A 16433-nucleotide genomic window follows, 5' to 3' on the forward strand; every position below is an offset into this window, starting at 1 on the left:
TCTTAGGCTCCAGGTTCGAGTTCGCATGCGAACCCTAACCGAAGATCGGTGATGGCCACCTCCTTAGGGGCCGCTTCCTACACCACGTCCCGGGACACGACCTCACGTGCCGTCGGCTCTGTCGCGCGCATGCACGGCAAGAGGCCGTTCCCCTGTCGCACGCCCTTCTTGCGGCGCAAGCCCGCACCGCCCGTGCATCCAGGAACCACGTCCCCCGGCAACGTGTTGACTTTGCGAGGACGAAGACCGGGAGCAAGCCATGACGTCAGCGATGGGGGATGACGCGCAGACCGTCGTCGATCCCCGCGATGCCGCCGAGTCCGCCGGGCTGGTCTATGTTTCCGACGAGGACAAAGGCATCCGGCGGCGCAAGGCCGGCAAGGGCTTTTCCTATGTCGGACCGGACGGCGACAAGGTGAGCGACAAGGCCACGCTCGCACGCATCCGATCGCTGGCCATTCCACCGGCCTACACGGATGTCTGGATCTCGACCTTGCCGGAAGGGCACATCCAGGCGACCGGCCGCGACGCCAAGGGCCGTAAGCAATACCGCTATCATCCAAAGTTCCGGGAGGTCCGGGACGGGGTGAAGTTCGAGCATGTCATGGCGTTCGCGCACGCCCTTCCGAAGATCCGGGAGACCGTTTCCGGTCACATGTCGCTGAAGGGCCTGCCGCGGGAAAAGGTCCTCGCCACGACCGTCCATCTCCTCGAGACGACCCTCATCCGCGTCGGCAACGACGATTATGCCAAACACAACCAGAGCTATGGTCTGACGACGCTGCGCGACAAGCACGTCAAGGTCGACGGATCGGAGCTGCGCTTCCAGTTCAAGGGCAAGAGCGGGAAGACGTGGCGTCTCGACGTGAAGGACCGGCGGATCGCCCGGATCGTGAAGGCCTGCCAGGACCTGCCGGGACAGGAGCTTCTTCAATATGTCGACGAAGCGGGCCAGACGCGCGACGTGACCTCGGCGGACGTGAACGCCTATCTCCGCGACATCACGGGCCAGGACATCACGGCCAAGGATTTCCGCACCTGGGCCGGAACGGTGCTGGCGGCCCTCGCCTTGCGCGAGTTCGAGGCCTTCGACAGCGACGCCAGGGCCAAGAAGAACGTCCGCGCGGCGATCGAGCACGTCTCAGCCCGGCTCGGCAACACGCCGACCGTGTGCCGGAAGTGCTATGTCCATCCCGAGATCCTCAACACCTATCTCAGCGGCTCGCTGCTGCTCGAGATCAAGGAGGAGGTCGACGAGGAACTGCGCGACGATCTCATGGGACTGAAGCCGGAGGAGGTCGCCGTCCTCAGCCTTCTGCGCGCCCGGCTTTCGCAGGAGATGGCGGACGCCGCGTAGAAACGTCCGGCTCGTCGGGACCGCGCGCCCTTCGCCGGAACGGGACGTTCTGCCTCCTCACGGCCTGCGCCGGGCGACCCACCGATCCTTCAGGCGGCGGAACAGGCCCCGTTTGGAGAACGCCTCGAACATCTCGCCGGGACCTTCCGGGTCGAGCACCTCGTTGTCGGCAAGCCAGGTTTCGATGTCGCCGAGATTGGGCGTCTCGTAGGGTCGAAGGCTCCGTCCCTCGCCGCGCAGCGCCTCGATCGTGGCGATGATCGATCCGGTCTCGGCGATGGAACGGGTGACGATGGCGGTTTCCACGCCGAGATGTTCGGCGATGAGATCGTCGCGGATGGCCGTGATGGTCGCCGCGCTGGCCGCGTTGCCGGGCAGGAGGGCGTCGATCGAGAGATCGCATTCCGTGTCGAGCCGCAGCGAGCGGTTGTTCATGTTGGAGGACCCGACGCGCAGGATGCGGTCGTCCACGATCAGGATCTTGGCATGGACGTAGATCGGATCGCCGCCGTCGGTGAACGGATGGTAGATCCGGAACCGCTTGCCGCGATCCAGACGGCGGAGTGCCTCGAAGAGACGCGCCCGCGCCGTGTCCATCGCGACCGGCTCCAGCCAGCCTTGCGCCGTCAGCGGGTTGATGACGACGATTTCCGGACCATCCTCCTCCTGCAACCGCTCCGCGATCGCCTCCGCGATGCGACGGGAGGCGAAATACTGGCTTTCCGCGTAGATGAGATGCCGGGCGCTCGCGATCTGGTCGAGATAGAGCGCCTCGATCTCCGCGATGCCCGGCTTTCCCGACATGTCGGGTGCCGACCGCGCGATGGCGAGGGCGATGTCGTGGAACTGCGCCCCGAGATCGCGGGGCCAGGTGGAGGGAAGCCCCTCGATCGGTTCGATCCGCCGTCCGCCGGCATCGTGCCAGCGGTCGCGCGAAACCTGGGCCAGCGCGCGGGCCATCGGGCCTTCCACGGCCATGGTCGCATCGTGCCATGGCTTGTAGAGCGAGCCGTTCGGCCGACGGCGGCGCGTGTCCCCGTGGACATGCGCGCGCGTGTCCCAGCGGTCCTCCGTCATGTCGATGCCGCCGCAGAAGGCCATGCTGTCGTCGATGACGACGATCTTCTGATGGTGCGAGCCGGCGAAGGGATGGGCGCCGTCGAGCTTGGTGTGGATCCGCGGATGGCTCATCCATTTGAGGACCGTGAAGAGGGTCGAGCCGCGCGTCAGCGTCTTCAGCGCGCCGAGATCCCAGCGCAGCAGATAGACCTCCAGCTCGGGCCGGTTGCGCACCAGCCAATAGATGAACTCGCCGACCTTTTCCGGAGCCGGGTCCTGGTCTCGGCCGCGGCCGAGCGTGATTCGCCCGTCGAAGTCCCAGCCGATCAGGAGGATGCGGCGACGCGCCTTCAGCATGGCCGCGCGGGCGAAGCGGAAATAATCGTCGGCGTCCACGATCACCGAGGCGCGGGTCGCGGTCTCGATCGCAAGACAGTTGCGGCCGGGTTCGAGCGGTCGCGTCGCGGCATCGGTCCGGACCGCGGCGCCGTCGAGGGAGGGCTCGTCCATCAGACGCATGTCGCCATCCCGTCTCGCCGATGGAAGCCGACCTCAGGTCGGCGCTGCCGCCTGCCGGCGTGGCGGAGGGGGGAAACGGGGAGGGCGAATTGGGAGGGCGCGGGCATCGGGACACTCGGCGGTTCGGCCGTGAGGCACGGGCGGGCGGATGGGCGGGCGGCACGTCCGTACGGGCTTTCTCCTCCTCGCGGAAGATGGAGACGATCAGCGGACCGGATTCCACGCTCCAACGGGACTGCCCGGCGGGCGTTCCCGATCGATCGCTCCGGCGCTCGAAGATCGGCGGGCCGGTCCCGCCCCGGCCGCATTCCGATGTGAGGGTGCCGGGCCACCCACTCTCCCGGCCGGCTCGTCACCGGACCTTCATCTCTTTGTTCGATCAAGGATCATGGAAGCTTTTCTCAGCGAACTCGCAGAGGTGATGCGGGCCCATCAGGCCTGGGCCGGCCCGCTCGTCGCCCTGATCTCCCTCGGGGAATCCCTCGTCTTCGTCGGGCTCCTCATTCCCGCCACGGCGGTCATGCTGATCATCGGCGGCCTCGTCGGCTCCGGGGTCGTCGGCCCCGTTCCGGTTCTCGTGGGCGCGATCGCGGGTGCGGTTCTCGGCGACATCATCTCCTATGCCATCGGCCGCTGGCTGGGCCCGGGCATCGTTCATCGCAAGCCCCTGCGCCGTTATCGTCACGCGGTGGCCAAGACCCGCCTGTTCTTTCGCAGATACGGTTTCGCGGCCGTGGTGATCGGACGCTTTCTCGGGCCGATCCGTTCGACCGTGCCCCTCGTGGCGGGCATGATGTCGATGGAGCATGCGCGCTTCCAGATCGCGAACGTCCTGTCCGCCGTTCTCTGGGCCCCCCTGATGCTGGCGCCGGGATGGATCGGCGCGCGGGGCCTTGCCGAGTTCGAATGGATCGAAGGCGAACACATGCTGGCGGTCCTCGCCCTCGTCCTCGTCGCGACGGGGGTCGGCACGGCCCTTCTCGGCCGGCATTTCGCCAGACGCGCGAAGCCGAGGCGCACCCGGATCGCAGTGCAGCCGACGAACTGAGACGCCGGCGTTCCCGGCGATGCGGTCATCCCGGCGATGCGGCCTTTGCCCGGTTGCAACGCCTGTTTCGCACCGGCCGGCCCACGGGGGCATCGAAAAGGACGCATCCGGTCCGGGAACGATCGCGCTCACTGGTTCATTTGGTGTGCGGACAATCAGGAGCGTTTTCGATGGGTAGCACGAGCGACAAGATCAGCGGCATGGCCAACGAGGCCGTCGGCAACGTCAAGCAGGCCGTCGGCAAGGCGGTGGGCAACGAGCGGCTGCAGGCCGAGGGCGTCGCTCAGGAGCTGAAGGGCGAGGGCCAGCAGGCGCTCGGCGAGGCGAAATCGGCCGTGAAGGACGGCGCCGATACGCTGAGAGATGCCGCGCATCGCAAGCTCTGACGCATCCGGCGGCGGATCCCGGCGTCGGAAAGACGCCGTCCGCCGATCGGCGCTCCGGTCGCGATGGCGGGAGCGGCGCCGGACGGCTTCGGTCACATTCTGTTCAAATCTGCGAAAAGCATCCATGTCCCCGTGCCATCCGTGCGAGGGAACGATTTCGCTGGGCAATGGGTCTGTCAGATGGTCTGGACATCGAGTCGTCGAAATGGGTGAGACCGCATGATCGGCGACCGCGATCGACCGAGCGTCGATGAGGAGATCCAGATCCCGACGGGCCTGAGCCAGGACCCGTTCGCCTCCGCCGTGCGCGCGACGCGCATGCCGATGGTGATCACCGATCCCTGCCAGGACGACAATCCCATCGTCTTCTGCAACGACGCCTTCACGCGGTTGACGGGTTACGGGCGCGAGGAGATCCTCGGTCGGAACTGCCGCTTCCTGCAGGGGCCCGCGACGCGGGAGTCCGACATCGCCGCGATCCGCGCCGCCGTCGCCGGCGAGAGTTCGGTGGAAATCGACATCCTCAACTACCGCAAGGACGGCACGACCTTCTGGAACGCGCTCCTGATCTCCCCGGTCTTCGTGGAGGGGAAGCTGGCCTATTTCTTCGCCTCGCAGATGGACGTGACGGACCGCAAGCGGGCGGAGGAGCACAGCTTCCTCCTCAACCGCGAACTCGATCATCGCGTGAAGAACACGCTGGCGACCGTGCAGACGCTCGTCCTGCAGACGCTGAAGGACGCGTCGGTTCCCACCACGGTCGCCAGCGCGGTCGCCGGCCGGCTGCAGGCGCTGGCGCGAAGCCACGACGTGCTGACGCGGGAAGCCTGGGCGAGCGCTCTCATGGCGGACGTCATCGAGGGCGCCCTGGAGCCGACACGCGCCGAAGCCGGGGACCGCATCCACGTGGACGGACCCGACATTCGGCTGCGGCCGCGCATCGCCACGATGCTCTCCTTGGCGATCCACGAGCTCGGCGACAACGCGATGCGCCATGGCGCCCTGTCCAGCCCGAAGGGGACGGTCGACGTCCGCTGGTCGGTGGCGGACGGCCGTCTGCGTTTCACATGGCGGGAGGCCGGCGGACCGGCCGTTTCGCCGCCGACGCGTCCAGGCTACGGCATCCGGATCGTCGAGCGTGTCCTGGCGGCTGAATTCGGCGGCCGGGCGGAGATCGATTTCGCCGGAGAGGGCGTCGTCTTCCGCCTCGACGCCCCGGCGGAAGGGCTCGCGGTGGAGCGGACTGCCTGGGTCGCGCCCTGAACGAACCTTTTTGCCGGCACGGCGCTCCCGGCCGGTTTCGTGCGTGCCGGTCTCCGCAACCGCCGGTCCCCCGAGCGCCGTCTCATCAAATCTGGGCCCATCAGACCTAGGCCCATCAGATCTGGGCCCTTCGGCACGGGTCTCGAGGCGCGGCTGGCCTTTCAAACCCTTCATCGAAGGCGTCGTCGCACCCCTGCTGGCGGAGGCGATCGATCGACGCCGCGGCCCGCCGGACCCCTTGGGCATCGGCGCGGGCCGTCGCCGGGCCCGCGCCGATCTCGCCGATCCCGCCGTCCTCCAGGGATCGACACGGCGTCGCGCGGCTGGAGGATCAGGACGTCGCCGGCTCGTGGATGGGGCAGCGATTGAATCCGGCGCGAACGTCGGCGGAGTGCCGGTACGTGTCCTTGCGGGCGCGGTTGATGTTGCCGAGCGGGCGGTGCGCGGCCAGTCCGGTCCAGACGCTGAAGCGCATTCCATCATCCACCGCCTGGACGCGAGCGGCGTCCCAGCTGTCCTGCGGATCGACCGTGATCGTCGCGACGGGGAAGAAGGGTGCCTCCTCCGCCGTCCACTCCACCGTCGGGTCCTCGACCGGCTGCTTTTCGAGATCGTGGCAGAGCTGGACCCGCAGTTCCCAGCACCCGCTCGTCTCGCGCATGTTCGCCTGGACGGTCTCCCGGATGGCGTTCTCGCGTTCCGACGCGTCGATCTCGGTGCCGGTGAGAGCGGTGAGGGCCGGCGAGATCGGAGCGAGGCTGAACTTCGCGATATGGTCGCCGTAGCGGAAGGGCGTGACGCTGTAATAGGTCTCGCCGAGCGGATCGACGTTCGGCGCGCCGCCGAGGGACTGGAGTTTCGGGCTCTCGATGCCGACCGCTTCGAGCGCCGTGGTGACCCCGCGAAGGACGCTCGACATCACGGTCTTCGTTCCCTCCAGCCGGTCGGTCGTCTTGGCGAGCAGCTTGAGATTGCCGAGGAACTGGTCGGCCGTCTTGGTCTGGAAGACGGGCCCGTTGACCATCACGAAATCCTGCGTCGTCCCCTCCGCGCCGGGCAGCCGCTCGCCCTCGACGTCGAGCACCTTCAGCGCGAGGCCCCGCGGCAGCGAGATCGCGTCGGGCAGGATGTCGCCGGCATTGGTGGAAAGGCGCATGTAGACCTTGTGCTCGCCGGGCTTTGCGAAAAGCCCCTGCGCGAGCTCGGGCGGCAGGCCGTCGCGAACGGCGAGCCGGCCTTCGAGGATCCCGTGGGCCTTGGCGTGCACGGATCGGACGGCGTGGCCGTAATCCTTCGACGTCGTTTCGAGAATGGTGTCGAACGTCGCGTTCAGCTGCGAGATCGTTTCCGTCTCGTCGTCTGCGATCGTCTCGATATCGGGGCTGTAGCGGACGGGTCGTGCAAGCGTCATGATGGCGTTCCTTGTCAAGCGTCAGGAAAAGCATCACTCGCGAAGGATGTTCCGCGTGCGGTCTTCACGACACCGTAAGCGTGTGGAAGGAGCCGGCGACGTGCCGGATCCCCTGCCAATTTCCCGGAGACCCCCCCGCTGACGGCTTTCGGGAAAAAAATCGCGAAACGGCGGGATGGATCGCCGCGCTCGTCCGTATACGGATCATGAGCGAGGACAAACGCGACATCGACGTCATCGGACAGCTGGGGCCGCTTCGGCGCTATGCGCTTTCGCTGACGCGCGATCCCGCTGATGCCGAGGATCTCGTGCACGACGCGCTTCTCAGCGCTCTGGAGCGGCGCGACCAGTTCCGGGCGAGCGGCAACCTACGCGCCTGGCTGATGTCGATCCTTCACAACGGCTTCGTCGATCGCCTGCGCACCCGGCGCGCCGAGGCGTTGCGCAATGCCGAGATCGGCCTTCGCGTCGATCCCGCGGCCGAGGCCGCGCAGGACAGCGCGACGCGGCTCGCCGACGTGCGCCGCGCCTTCATGACCTTGCCCGACGAGCAGCGCGCCGCGCTTCATCTCGTGACGGTGGAAGGACTGTCCTACGAGGAGGCGGCGGCCGCCTTGTCCATTCCGGTGGGCACGCTCGTCTCGCGCCTGTCCCGCGCCAGGGCTCGCCTACGCGACATGGAGGACGGAACGCGAGCGCCCAATGTCGTCAGCCTCAGAGCCAAGGGAGGGTCCGATGTCCCGAATGCCTGATCCGATCACGGAGGCCGATCTCGCCGCCTATGTCGACGAACAGCTCGGCATCGCCCGCCGCATCGAGGTGGAGGCCCATCTCGCCGAAAACCCCGCCGAAGCGGCGCTCGCCATGGCGGACATGCGGGCGCGCGACGAATTGCGGCTCGCGCTCTCCTCGGCGCCGCTGCCGGTGAGCGTTCGCACCAACGCGCTCGCCGGCCAGCTGGAGCGCAGCCTGAAACGCCGAGGGGCGATGCGGCGCCTGTCGCGCGTGGCGGCCCTCGTCCTCCTTCTCGGTGCGGGCTGGATCGCCCATGCCGAATTCAACGCCCTCAGCGTTCGCCCGAGCGTCGCCTCCGCGCCGCCGCCGGCCTTCGTCGCCGATGCGGTGCGGGCGCATGGCACGAGCCTGCTGCGCGCCGGCATGGAATCGCAGCCCGAGATCGCCGGCTACGATCCCGCCGAGATCCTGTCGGCCACCGCGATCCGCGTGCCGGACCTGCCGAAGGGCTGGGACGTCACCGACGTGCAGCTCTTTCCCTCGACCTTCGGCCCGAGCCTCGAAATGTCGCTCGCGACGGAAAGCTTCGGCAAGGTCTCGCTGTTCGCGGTGCGCCCCGGCTCCTTCGACGTCCTGTCCGCGACGGCCGTCGTCGAGGGCGAGGCGACCGCCGCCTACTGGCAGGTCGGCGAGGTCGCCTATGCGCTGGTCGCGGCCGGCGCAGACCGCGCCGCGCTGGAGCGCGAGGCCGCCCGCATCGAGGCGAGCCTCCACTGACCCTTTCACCGATCGGCGGTCCGGCCTGTCCGGACCGGACCGCCGGACCCTCGCAGACCGCCTCTCGCCCTCGGGCGAGGCCGACGACCAGGACTCTCGCCCCGGAGGCGAGGCCGACAAACAGGAGAAACCACCGATGAACACGCCCTTCCGCGGCTTCGGCGTCAACGCCGCGCCCGCACAATCCCAGGTCCTCTTCGACGAGGGCCTGCGCAAGCACATGCTGCGCGTCTACAATTACATGGGCATCGGCCTCGTCATCACGGGTCTCGTCGCCTTCGCCGTCGCCAGCACGCCGGCGCTTTACGTGCCGATCTTCAACTCGCCGCTGAAATGGGTCGTGATGCTGGCGCCGCTCGCCTTCATCATGTTCCTCTCCTTCCGCATCGAGCGCGTGTCCTTCGCCACCGCCCAGACGCTGTTCTTCGCCTTCTGCGCGGTCATGGGCCTCTCCATGGCCTCGATCTTCCTGGTCTTCACCGGCGCCAGCATCGCGCAGACCTTCTTCATCACGGCGAGCGTCTTCGGCACGATGAGCCTCTACGGCTACACGACCAAGCGCGACCTCTCCGGCATGGGCTCGTTCCTGATGATGGGCCTCATCGGCGTCGTCATCGCGAGCCTCGTGAACCTCTTCCTCCAGTCGAGCGCGCTGCAGTTCGCGGTCTCGGTGGTCGGCGTCCTCGTCTTCACCGGCCTCACCGCCTACGACACGCAGCGCATCAAGGAAGAGTATTCCGAGCACTACGGCGCGGAAGCCGCCGGCAAGATCGCCGTGATGAGCGCGCTCTCGCTCTACCTGAACTTCATCAACCTCTTCCAGCTGCTGCTGAACTTCACGGGCCAGCGCGAGGAGTAAGCTAAGGGGTCCTTCCGCATCGCGGAGACCCCGAGCGCGAGATCCCGGTCCCGCCAGCCAGGGACCGGGACGCCATCGGGAAGCGACGAGCGACATCGTCGATCCCACGACACAACAAGGACAAGCGATCCCATGAACCGCGACGAACAGGGCCTGATCCAGAACCTCTTCGGCAAGCTCTCGGAAGCCGAGCGCACCGCGCCGCCGCGCGACCCCGAGGCCGAAGGCTTCATCCGCGAAAGCGTCGAGCGCCAGCCGGGCGCGCCCTACTACATGGCCCAGACGATCATCATCCAGGAGCAGGCGCTCGAGGCCGCGCAGGCCCGGATCCAGGCGCTCGAAGCCGAGGTGAGCCAGCCGAGGTCCGGCGGCGGGGGCTTCTTCGGCTCCCTCTTCGGCGGCGGCGCTTCCGCCGCGCGCCCGGCGCCCCGGCCAACTCACGCTTCGGCTGCCTATGGCCAGCCGTCTCAGCCCGGGCCCTACGGCCAGCCGGCGCGGGGCGCTGGACCCTGGAACGGCGGCGCGCAGGCGGGGCACGTTCCGCAGGGCGGTCGGATGGGCGGCGGCGGCGGCGGCTTTCTGGCCGGTGCCGCGCAGACCGCCATGGGCGTCGCCGGCGGCATGATGCTCGGCTCGATGCTCTCCAATGCCTTCAGCGATCCGGCGGCAGCCGCCGAGGGCGCGGTCGCCGATGCGGGCGATGCGGCGGAAACGGAACTGGCCAGCGCCACGGAAGACATGGGCGGCGAAGACTTCGGCGGTTTCGACGAAGTGTGATGTCGGAGCGCCGTGCGTCCATTCGGACGCACCAAGGACGCTCTGCCTCTGCGCATCCCTCTTGCTGAAAACGGCGTCCGATGCGCGGGACGATACCGTCGAGCAAACATGGAAAGCGGGCGCACGACGGCGCCCGCTTTCGCCGTTTCGGGCGTGGTCCCGCAAGGGACGAATCGGTCTCTCTGGCGGAGATCCAGGTTCGATCGACGGACAAAGCCGCCGCGACGACCTCCCTGACGGGACGGGCGTCCCGCAGGACCGAAAGGCAGCCGCAGGACGGAGCGACAATTGTCGGACGGACAGGCCCCCGTCGGACAAGCGGCTCGCCTGCTGTCGTCACGGGCAAGAGCCTCGCGGCTGCGCCCCTCGAGGGGCGTTCACCGGATCGGACATTTGGAACCAGGGGCACAAACGACAACGCCCGCCGGGGGAGGACCGGCGGGCGTCGTGTTGTTGCCCAGCGGCTGGGAGGAGGATGCCGCGGACGATCCGCTTCGGCCTTTGGGAGGAGGATGGCCGACGCGAAACTTTTGAAACTCGTGCTCGCCTCTCGGCGACGTCTTCATCAATAGCCGAACGTGACTCCCTTCGCCATTCTCATTGTTGCATAGCAGCATTGCACGAGAGGCAGGAATCAAGGCTCGCCTCGAAGCCCTGTCGCATCGGCCTTTTCTCGTGCTGCATCGCACCAATCCCGCATGCCTGGCTGCGGGTTCGCCCGAGGCGGGTCGATGAGGCGAACCGACTTTCTCCTTTTGTCCACTGAATTAGTATTTTTTGTTTTCCGGCGGAGCACCGGCGTCCCTAATCTCTTGAGCATCGAGCGAAGAAGAGGGAAGATGCCGTGATCGAGACCCTGATCGTCCCCGGCCTGAATGGCTCCCCCGCCGGGCATTGGCAGCATCATTGGGCCGCCGGCGACGCGGGTGCCGAACTCGTGGAGCAGGAGGACTGGACCAAGCCCGACCTCGACCACTGGCTTCATGCGTTGGAAGCCCGGATCGAGGCGAGCGCGCCCGGCGTCATTCTCGTCGCGCATAGTCTGGGCTGCGCCCTCGTCGCCGCCTTGGCCGGCCGGCCCGCCGTTTCGCATGTCGGCGGTGCGCTGCTCGTTGCTCCCGCCGATCTCGGGGCTCTGGCCGATCGCCATCCCGGCGTGCGCGCCTTCTCCCGTGCCGAGTCCTCGCCGCTTCCCTTCGCGTCGATCCTCGTGGCCAGCCGCAACGATCCCTTCATGAGCTTCTCCGCGGCCGAGCGGCAGGCGGCGCGCTGGGGCTCGGCGCTCTACGATCTCGGCGAAGCCGGGCACGTCAACATCGCCAGCGGCCATGGGCCCTGGGACGATGCCCCGGTGCTCGCCGACGGCCTGCGCGGACGGCGCGCCCGCAGTCCCGCCGCGACGCCGCGGCGCCACTGGGGTTCCGGGCCGTCCTGGCCGGCGGGCGCACACGATAGCGGGCTCGGCGTGAACTGAGCGAGCGGCTTTTCCGGCTTACCATCGGCGCGTGGTCCGGTTATTCTATCCCGGAGGCCTGATGAACGGGCCGTTTCGTCGAGCCTTTGTCGAGGCGTCCGATGAAGTCACGGGGAGCCAGAATGAGCCCATCGCCCGCCGCCGCCACGCAGCCCTTCACCCTGGCGGTCTGCGCCGAGACCGTCTTTGCCGGACGCCCGGTCGCCGAGCGCCTGGAACGGTTGACCGAAGCCGGGTTTCTCGTCGAAATCTGGGACTGGACGAAGCACGATGTCGATGCGCTCGCCCGGTCCGGCGCGCGGTTCTCCTCGATGACGGGCTATATCGCGGGAACGCTGGCCGACGAGGCCGGCTCCGACGAGCTCCTGCGCACCGCGCGCCAGTCGATTCCGATCGCGAAGGCCATCGATTGCCCGCGCCTCAACCTTCACGGCACCGGCCTCGACGGGAAGGGGCTGCCGGTGGTTCCTTGCGCGGTTGTGACGGGCGCGATGTGGCTGAAGGCGGTCGACACGCTGCGCCGCATCGCCGATCTCGGCGAGGAGGCCGGCGTCACCTTCGTTCTGGAAAATCTCAACGAGGCGGTCGACCATCCCGGCACGCCCTTCGCCAGGGCCGCCGACACGCTGGCGCTGGTCGCGGCCGTCGATCGACCGTCTCTCCGCCTGAACCTCGATCTCTATCACGCGCAGATCGGCGAGGGGAATCTGATCGAACTGTGCCGTAGGGCGCTGCCCTATATCGGCGAGATCCAGGTCGCCGACGTTCCCGGCCGCCATGAGCCGGGCACGGGCGAGATCGCCTATCCCGCCGTCGCGCGGGCCTTGAACGAGATGGGCTATCGCGGCGTGATCGGTCTCGAAGCCTGGCCGCAGGGCGACGACGACCTCGCGCTCCGGCGGTTTCGCGAGGCGTTCACGCTCTGATGAGGCGTCACTCAGCGCCGCGCAGGACGGCGAGGAACGCCTCGCCGTAGCGATCGAGCTTGGCCTCTCCGATGCCGGGCAGCGCGATCAGCGCGGACAGGCTCGAGGGGCGCTTCGTCGCCATGGCCTTCAGGGTCGCATCCTGGAAGACGACATAGGGCGGCACGCCCTGCTCGCGGGCGATGCGCGTGCGCTCGGCCCTCAGCGCCTGGAACAGCCCGTGCGCCTCTTCGGGCAGATCATCGAGGGCGTTGGAGGACGTGCCGCGTTGGCGCTCGGTCGCCTTGCGGGTGCGGTCCTTGCGCAACGTGATGCGCCGCTCGCCGCGGAAGACCGCGCGCGCGCCCTCGCCGAGCTTCAGGGCGCCATGCGCCTCGTGGTCGACGAGGAGGAGCCCGGCCGCCGTCAGCTGCCGGAGGACGGACTGCCAGACCTTGGCGTCGTGGTCCTGGCCCTGTCCGAACACGGCCTGCGCCTCGTGGCCGAAGCGCAGCACCTTTTCGGTCGGCTTGCCGAGGAGCACGTCGATGACATGGCCTCCGCCGAAACGCTCGCCGGTCCGGTAGACCGCGGCCATGGCCTTGATCGCGGCCTCCGTCCCGTCCCAGCTGGCGACGGGAGACCGGCAGGTGTCGCAGTTGCCGCAAGGCTCGGCCAGGTCTTCGCCGAAATAGGAGAGGATGACGCGCCGCCGGCAGTCGGTCGTCTCGCAGAGGCCGAGCAGCGCGGTCAGCTTGCCGCGTTCCACGCGCTTGATCTCGTCCGGCGCGTTGCCCTCGTCGATCATGCGCCGGCGCTGCACGACATCGCCCATGCCATAGCTCATCCAGGCCTCGGAGGGCTGGCCGTCGCGGCCCGCGCGGCCGGTCTCCTGGTAATAGGCCTCGATCGAGGAGGGGAGGTCGAGATGGGCGACGTAGCGCACGTCCGGCTTGTCGATGCCCATGCCGAAGGCGGTCGTGGCGACGAGGCAGCACCAGTCGTCCTTCAGGAACGCGTCCTGGTTGGCCGAACGCCGGGCCGCGTCCATGCCGGCATGATAGGGCAGCGCGGGCAGGCCCCGGCCGGCGAGCCATTCCGCCGTTTCCTCCACCTTGGCTCGCGACAGGCAATAGACGATGCCGCTCTCGCCCGTGTGCTGGGACAGGAAGGCGAGGAGCTGCTGGCGCGCATTGTCCCGCTCGACGATGGCGTAATGAATGTTCGGCCGATCGAAGCTCGACGTGAAGGCCCGCGCCTCGGTCAGCTCCAGCCGCTCCACGATGTCGGCGCGCGTCGTCGGGTCGGCCGTCGCGGTCAGCGCGATGCGGGGAACGCCGGGAAAGAGCGCGCCGAGGCTGGCGAGCTCGCGATAGTCCGGCCGGAAGTCGTGGCCCCACTGGCTGACGCAATGGGCTTCGTCGATCGCGATCAGCGCGACCTGCGTGTCCTGCATCATGCGGCGGAAGCCGGGCGTCGAGGCGCGTTCGGGCGCGACGTAGAGAAGGTCGAGTTCGCCGGCCGCGATCTGCCGGCGGATGTCGCCCGCCTCCTCGGGCGAGACCGAGGAGTTCAGCGCCGCGGCGGCGACGCCCGCCTGGCGCAGCGCTTCGACCTGGTCGCGCATCAGCGCGATCAGAGGCGAGACGACGATGCCGACGCCGGGCCGGCAGAGCGCCGGCACCTGGTAGCACATGGACTTGCCGGCCCCCGTCGGGAACAGCACCACCGCATCGCCGCCGCCGGTGACATGGCGCACCACGTCCTCCTGCTGCCCGCGGAAGGCGGCATGGCCGAAAACGTCCCGGAGGACCTCGGCGGGGTCGCGCGGCCGGGTGTTCGTCACGTCGCGTCTGGCCGGATGAGGCAGGGGGGATGGTGCATGGGGGAGGGGATAGGGCAGCCGTCCCGCACCCGTCAACGACGAGGCGCCGCAAAGATGCCGCAGCTTCGACGGCGGGGAGGAGAGGAACGAACGCCGCCGGCTTCGTCAGAAATCGCCGAGCGAGAGCTGGGCGGGCTCGCCCTTGGGTGGCGGCGGCCGCCGAAGGCGCGGCGCGGCGGGCTTCGGCGCCGCCTTCGCCTTGGCCATGCGGGCGAGCGCCCGGTCGCGCAGCACCGCCTCGGGCGCCAGCGGATCCTCGGTCAGCCACTTGCCGCGCTTGATCACCTCGTTCACCCGGCCCTGGTTGACGCCGAGCTTGAAGGCGATCTCCTGCTGCGTCATGCGCGTGCCGCCATGCAGTTCCAGAATACGGCGGGCGAGGTCGGAGGTCATCTTCTTGCCCGTCACGCGGCGGGCGGGCGCGGTCCGGCGCTTGGCCTTGTCGCGATCCTTCAAGGTCTGCAGGATCGCGAGCGCGGCTTCGTTGCCGTCTGCGCGGAGGGCTTCCTCGAATTCCTTCAGCGTCGTCATGCCGGACCCTCGTCTGGGGCGTCCCGGTGGAATGGGAACGCGGCTCACGAGAATCTGTGCTTTGCCGGACGTTTGATCAAGTGGCCGGCAGATGAAGGAAGCTTCATACTGCTCGACTTGCAAAAGAACGACTTTGGCGGGATAGGATGCCCGTGCGAAGACGCTCGGATCAAGCCGCCGGCGGCCGGCGGCCGGCGCGCGAGGCCAAATGCAAGGCCAACTGGATGACCTCTCGGATGACCGGCAAGCGGCTTCTCATCTACAGCCACGACTCCTACGGGCTCGGGCATCTCCGGCGCTGCCAGACGATCGCCAACCATCTGTCCTCCGCGCATGACGACCTGTCGGTCCTCATCATCTCCGGCTCGCCGGTCGTCGGCTCCTTCGATCTCCATCCCCGCGTCGATTTCATCCGCGTGCCGGGCATCGTCAAGCTCGACAACAACACCTATGCGCCGACCGCCCTCGGCGTCTCCACCGAGGAGCTGATGGAGATCCGCTCCGTCATCATCCTCGAAACCGCGCGGCGCTATCAGCCGGACGTCTTTCTCGTCGACAAGGAGCCGCTCGGCCTGCGCGGCGAGGTTCGCGACACGCTGATCCACCTCAAGGGCACCGGCACGCGAAACATTCTCGGCCTGCGCGAGATCATGGACGAGCCGGAGCGCCTGCGCGACGAATGGGAGCGCAAGGGCGCGATCGAGGCGGTCGACACGCTCTACGACGAGATCTGGGTCTACGGGCCGAAAAGCGTCTACGATCCGCTGGCCGGCGTCGGCATGTCGGAGAAGACGACCGCGCGCATCCGCTACAGCGGATATCTGCGCCGTGCGCTCGGCGAGTTCGCCGACGAGCCGGCCGGGAACGCCGAGCCCTATATCCTCGCCACCGCCGGCGGCGGCAACGACGGGGCCGTGATGATCGACTGGCTGCTCAGCGCCTACGAGGCCGATCCGACGCTGCTCTGTCCGGTGAAGATCGTGTTCGGCCCCTTCCTCGCCGCCGACGAGCGCTACGGCTTTCGCGACCGTATCGCCCGGCAGCCGCGCATCCAGGCGATCAACTTCCACACGAACATGGAAGCCATGGTCGACGGGGCCGCGGGGCTCGTCACCATGGGTGGCTACAACACGTTCTGCGAGATCCTGTCCTTCGACAAGCCGGCCCTCATCGTGCCGCGCACCCACCCGCGACTGGAGCAGCTGATCCGCGCGACGCGGGCCCAGGAACTCGGCCTCGCCCGCCTGATGCTGCCGACCGGCGAGCCGGACGACGCCGCCCGCATGGCGGCCGCGCTTCACGCGCTGCCGACCCAGCCGCGCCCCTCCGCCGCCGGCGTCGCGGATCTCCTGGGCGGTTTGGAGCGCGTGGAGCGCTTCTTCGACGAGGCGGTCGCCGTGCGCCGCCACCGGCCCGCGCTGAAAAGCGTCGGCTGACCCAAGGCCTC

15 protein-coding genes are annotated in these 16433 nt (G+C 68.3%); 11 read left to right on the forward strand and 4 right to left on the reverse strand.

Annotated elements, in window-relative coordinates; all coding sequences use genetic code 11:
• Positions 1–259: 259 nt before the first annotated feature.
• Entirely contained in the window at positions 260–1357 is a 1098-nt protein-coding gene (locus ASG43_RS21195) for a DNA topoisomerase IB (protein WP_056509302.1), read from the forward strand.
• Between the two features lie 57 nt (positions 1358–1414).
• Here ASG43_RS21195 and ASG43_RS21200 read toward each other — a convergent pair whose 3' ends face one another.
• A complete protein-coding gene (locus tag ASG43_RS21200; RefSeq protein ID WP_244488191.1) occupies positions 1415–2935 on the reverse strand; it encodes a phospholipase D-like domain-containing protein in 1521 nt (506 codons plus the stop codon).
• 388 nt (positions 2936–3323) lie between these two features.
• Here ASG43_RS21200 and ASG43_RS21205 point away from each other — a divergent pair, with 388 nt between their 5' ends.
• From ASG43_RS21205 to ASG43_RS21215, 3 genes are all read left to right on the forward strand, one after another.
• On the forward strand, positions 3324–3983 hold the full coding sequence (locus ASG43_RS21205) for a DedA family protein (RefSeq protein ID WP_056509305.1): 660 nt from the start codon (positions 3324–3326) through the stop codon (positions 3981–3983).
• A 170-nt stretch (positions 3984–4153) separates the two neighbouring features.
• Positions 4154–4369: a CsbD family protein gene (locus tag ASG43_RS21210; RefSeq protein ID WP_056509308.1), complete on the forward strand. Its 216-nt coding sequence runs from the start codon at positions 4154–4156 to the stop codon at positions 4367–4369.
• 219 nt (positions 4370–4588) lie between these two features.
• Positions 4589–5632, forward strand: coding sequence for an HWE histidine kinase domain-containing protein (locus ASG43_RS21215; RefSeq protein ID WP_056509310.1), 1044 nt, complete (start codon positions 4589–4591; stop codon positions 5630–5632).
• Between the two features lie 331 nt (positions 5633–5963).
• On the opposite strand, the gene ASG43_RS21220 is transcribed toward ASG43_RS21215, so the two are convergent.
• The gene (locus tag ASG43_RS21220; RefSeq protein ID WP_056509311.1) at positions 5964–7043 is read right to left on the reverse strand and encodes a catalase family protein; all 1080 of its coding nucleotides are present in this window, start codon (positions 7041–7043) and stop codon (positions 5964–5966) included.
• Between the two features lie 206 nt (positions 7044–7249).
• Here ASG43_RS21220 and ASG43_RS21225 point away from each other — a divergent pair, with 206 nt between their 5' ends.
• The 6 genes from ASG43_RS21225 to ASG43_RS21250 all read left to right on the forward strand — a co-directional run bounded on the left by ASG43_RS21225 (position 7250) and on the right by ASG43_RS21250 (position 12591).
• Positions 7250–7795 (forward strand): sigma-70 family RNA polymerase sigma factor, encoded by a 546-nt coding sequence (locus ASG43_RS21225; protein WP_056509314.1) that lies wholly within the window; start codon positions 7250–7252, stop codon positions 7793–7795.
• The gene (locus ASG43_RS21230) at positions 7779–8555 is read left to right on the forward strand and encodes a hypothetical protein (RefSeq protein WP_056509316.1); all 777 of its coding nucleotides are present in this window, start codon (positions 7779–7781) and stop codon (positions 8553–8555) included. The genes ASG43_RS21225 and ASG43_RS21230 overlap by 17 nt, the downstream gene beginning before the upstream one ends.
• A 136-nt stretch (positions 8556–8691) precedes the next feature.
• Entirely contained in the window at positions 8692–9414 is a 723-nt protein-coding gene (locus tag ASG43_RS21235) for a Bax inhibitor-1/YccA family protein (protein WP_056509319.1), read from the forward strand.
• Positions 9415–9546: 132 nt separating this feature from the next.
• On the forward strand, positions 9547–10191 hold the full coding sequence (locus ASG43_RS21240; protein ID WP_056509322.1) for a DUF2076 domain-containing protein: 645 nt from the start codon (positions 9547–9549) through the stop codon (positions 10189–10191).
• Positions 10192–11035: 844 nt separating this feature from the next.
• Positions 11036–11665: an alpha/beta hydrolase gene (locus ASG43_RS21245; RefSeq protein WP_244488192.1), complete on the forward strand. Its 630-nt coding sequence runs from the start codon at positions 11036–11038 to the stop codon at positions 11663–11665.
• 122 nt (positions 11666–11787) lie between these two features.
• Positions 11788–12591, forward strand: a complete 804-nt coding sequence (locus ASG43_RS21250) for a TIM barrel protein (RefSeq protein WP_056509324.1) — start codon at positions 11788–11790, stop codon at positions 12589–12591.
• A 7-nt stretch (positions 12592–12598) separates the two neighbouring features.
• Here ASG43_RS21250 and recQ read toward each other — a convergent pair whose 3' ends face one another.
• Positions 12599–14416, reverse strand: a complete 1818-nt coding sequence (gene recQ / locus ASG43_RS21255; RefSeq protein ID WP_244488193.1) for a DNA helicase RecQ — start codon at positions 14414–14416, stop codon at positions 12599–12601.
• A gap of 144 nt (positions 14417–14560) precedes the next feature.
• On the reverse strand, positions 14561–14986 hold the full coding sequence (locus ASG43_RS21260) for a hypothetical protein (protein WP_056509325.1): 426 nt from the start codon (positions 14984–14986) through the stop codon (positions 14561–14563).
• 224 nt (positions 14987–15210) lie between these two features.
• Between ASG43_RS21260 and ASG43_RS21265 the strand changes: the two genes are divergently transcribed.
• Positions 15211–16422, forward strand: coding sequence for a hypothetical protein (locus ASG43_RS21265; protein ID WP_056509645.1), 1212 nt, complete (start codon positions 15211–15213; stop codon positions 16420–16422).
• Positions 16423–16433 lie beyond the last annotated feature (11 nt).

This window comes from Aureimonas sp. Leaf454 (assembly GCF_001424685.1).
Classification (GTDB): Bacteria; Pseudomonadota; Alphaproteobacteria; order Rhizobiales; family Rhizobiaceae; genus Plantimonas.

Bases quoted from the DNA above. Each gene is read 5' to 3' on its own strand.
- ASG43_RS21195 (WP_056509302.1), top strand. From the start codon at position 260: ATGACGTCAGCGATGGGGGATGACGCGCAGACCGTCGTCGATCCCCGC.
- ASG43_RS21200 (WP_244488191.1), bottom strand. From the start codon at position 2,935: ATGCGTCTGATGGACGAGCCCTCCCTCGACGGCGCCGCGGTCCGGACC.
- ASG43_RS21205 (WP_056509305.1), top strand. From the start codon at position 3,324: ATGGAAGCTTTTCTCAGCGAACTCGCAGAGGTGATGCGGGCCCATCAG.
- ASG43_RS21210 (WP_056509308.1), top strand. From the start codon at position 4,154: ATGGGTAGCACGAGCGACAAGATCAGCGGCATGGCCAACGAGGCCGTC.
- ASG43_RS21215 (WP_056509310.1), top strand. From the start codon at position 4,589: ATGATCGGCGACCGCGATCGACCGAGCGTCGATGAGGAGATCCAGATC.
- ASG43_RS21220 (WP_056509311.1), bottom strand. From the start codon at position 7,043: ATGACGCTTGCACGACCCGTCCGCTACAGCCCCGATATCGAGACGATC.
- ASG43_RS21225 (WP_056509314.1), top strand. From the start codon at position 7,250: ATGAGCGAGGACAAACGCGACATCGACGTCATCGGACAGCTGGGGCCG.
- ASG43_RS21230 (WP_056509316.1), top strand. From the start codon at position 7,779: ATGTCCCGAATGCCTGATCCGATCACGGAGGCCGATCTCGCCGCCTAT.
- ASG43_RS21235 (WP_056509319.1), top strand. From the start codon at position 8,692: ATGAACACGCCCTTCCGCGGCTTCGGCGTCAACGCCGCGCCCGCACAA.
- ASG43_RS21240 (WP_056509322.1), top strand. From the start codon at position 9,547: ATGAACCGCGACGAACAGGGCCTGATCCAGAACCTCTTCGGCAAGCTC.
- ASG43_RS21250 (WP_056509324.1), top strand. From the start codon at position 11,788: ATGAGCCCATCGCCCGCCGCCGCCACGCAGCCCTTCACCCTGGCGGTC.
- ASG43_RS21260 (WP_056509325.1), bottom strand. From the start codon at position 14,986: ATGACGACGCTGAAGGAATTCGAGGAAGCCCTCCGCGCAGACGGCAAC.
- ASG43_RS21265 (WP_056509645.1), top strand. From the start codon at position 15,211: ATGACCTCTCGGATGACCGGCAAGCGGCTTCTCATCTACAGCCACGAC.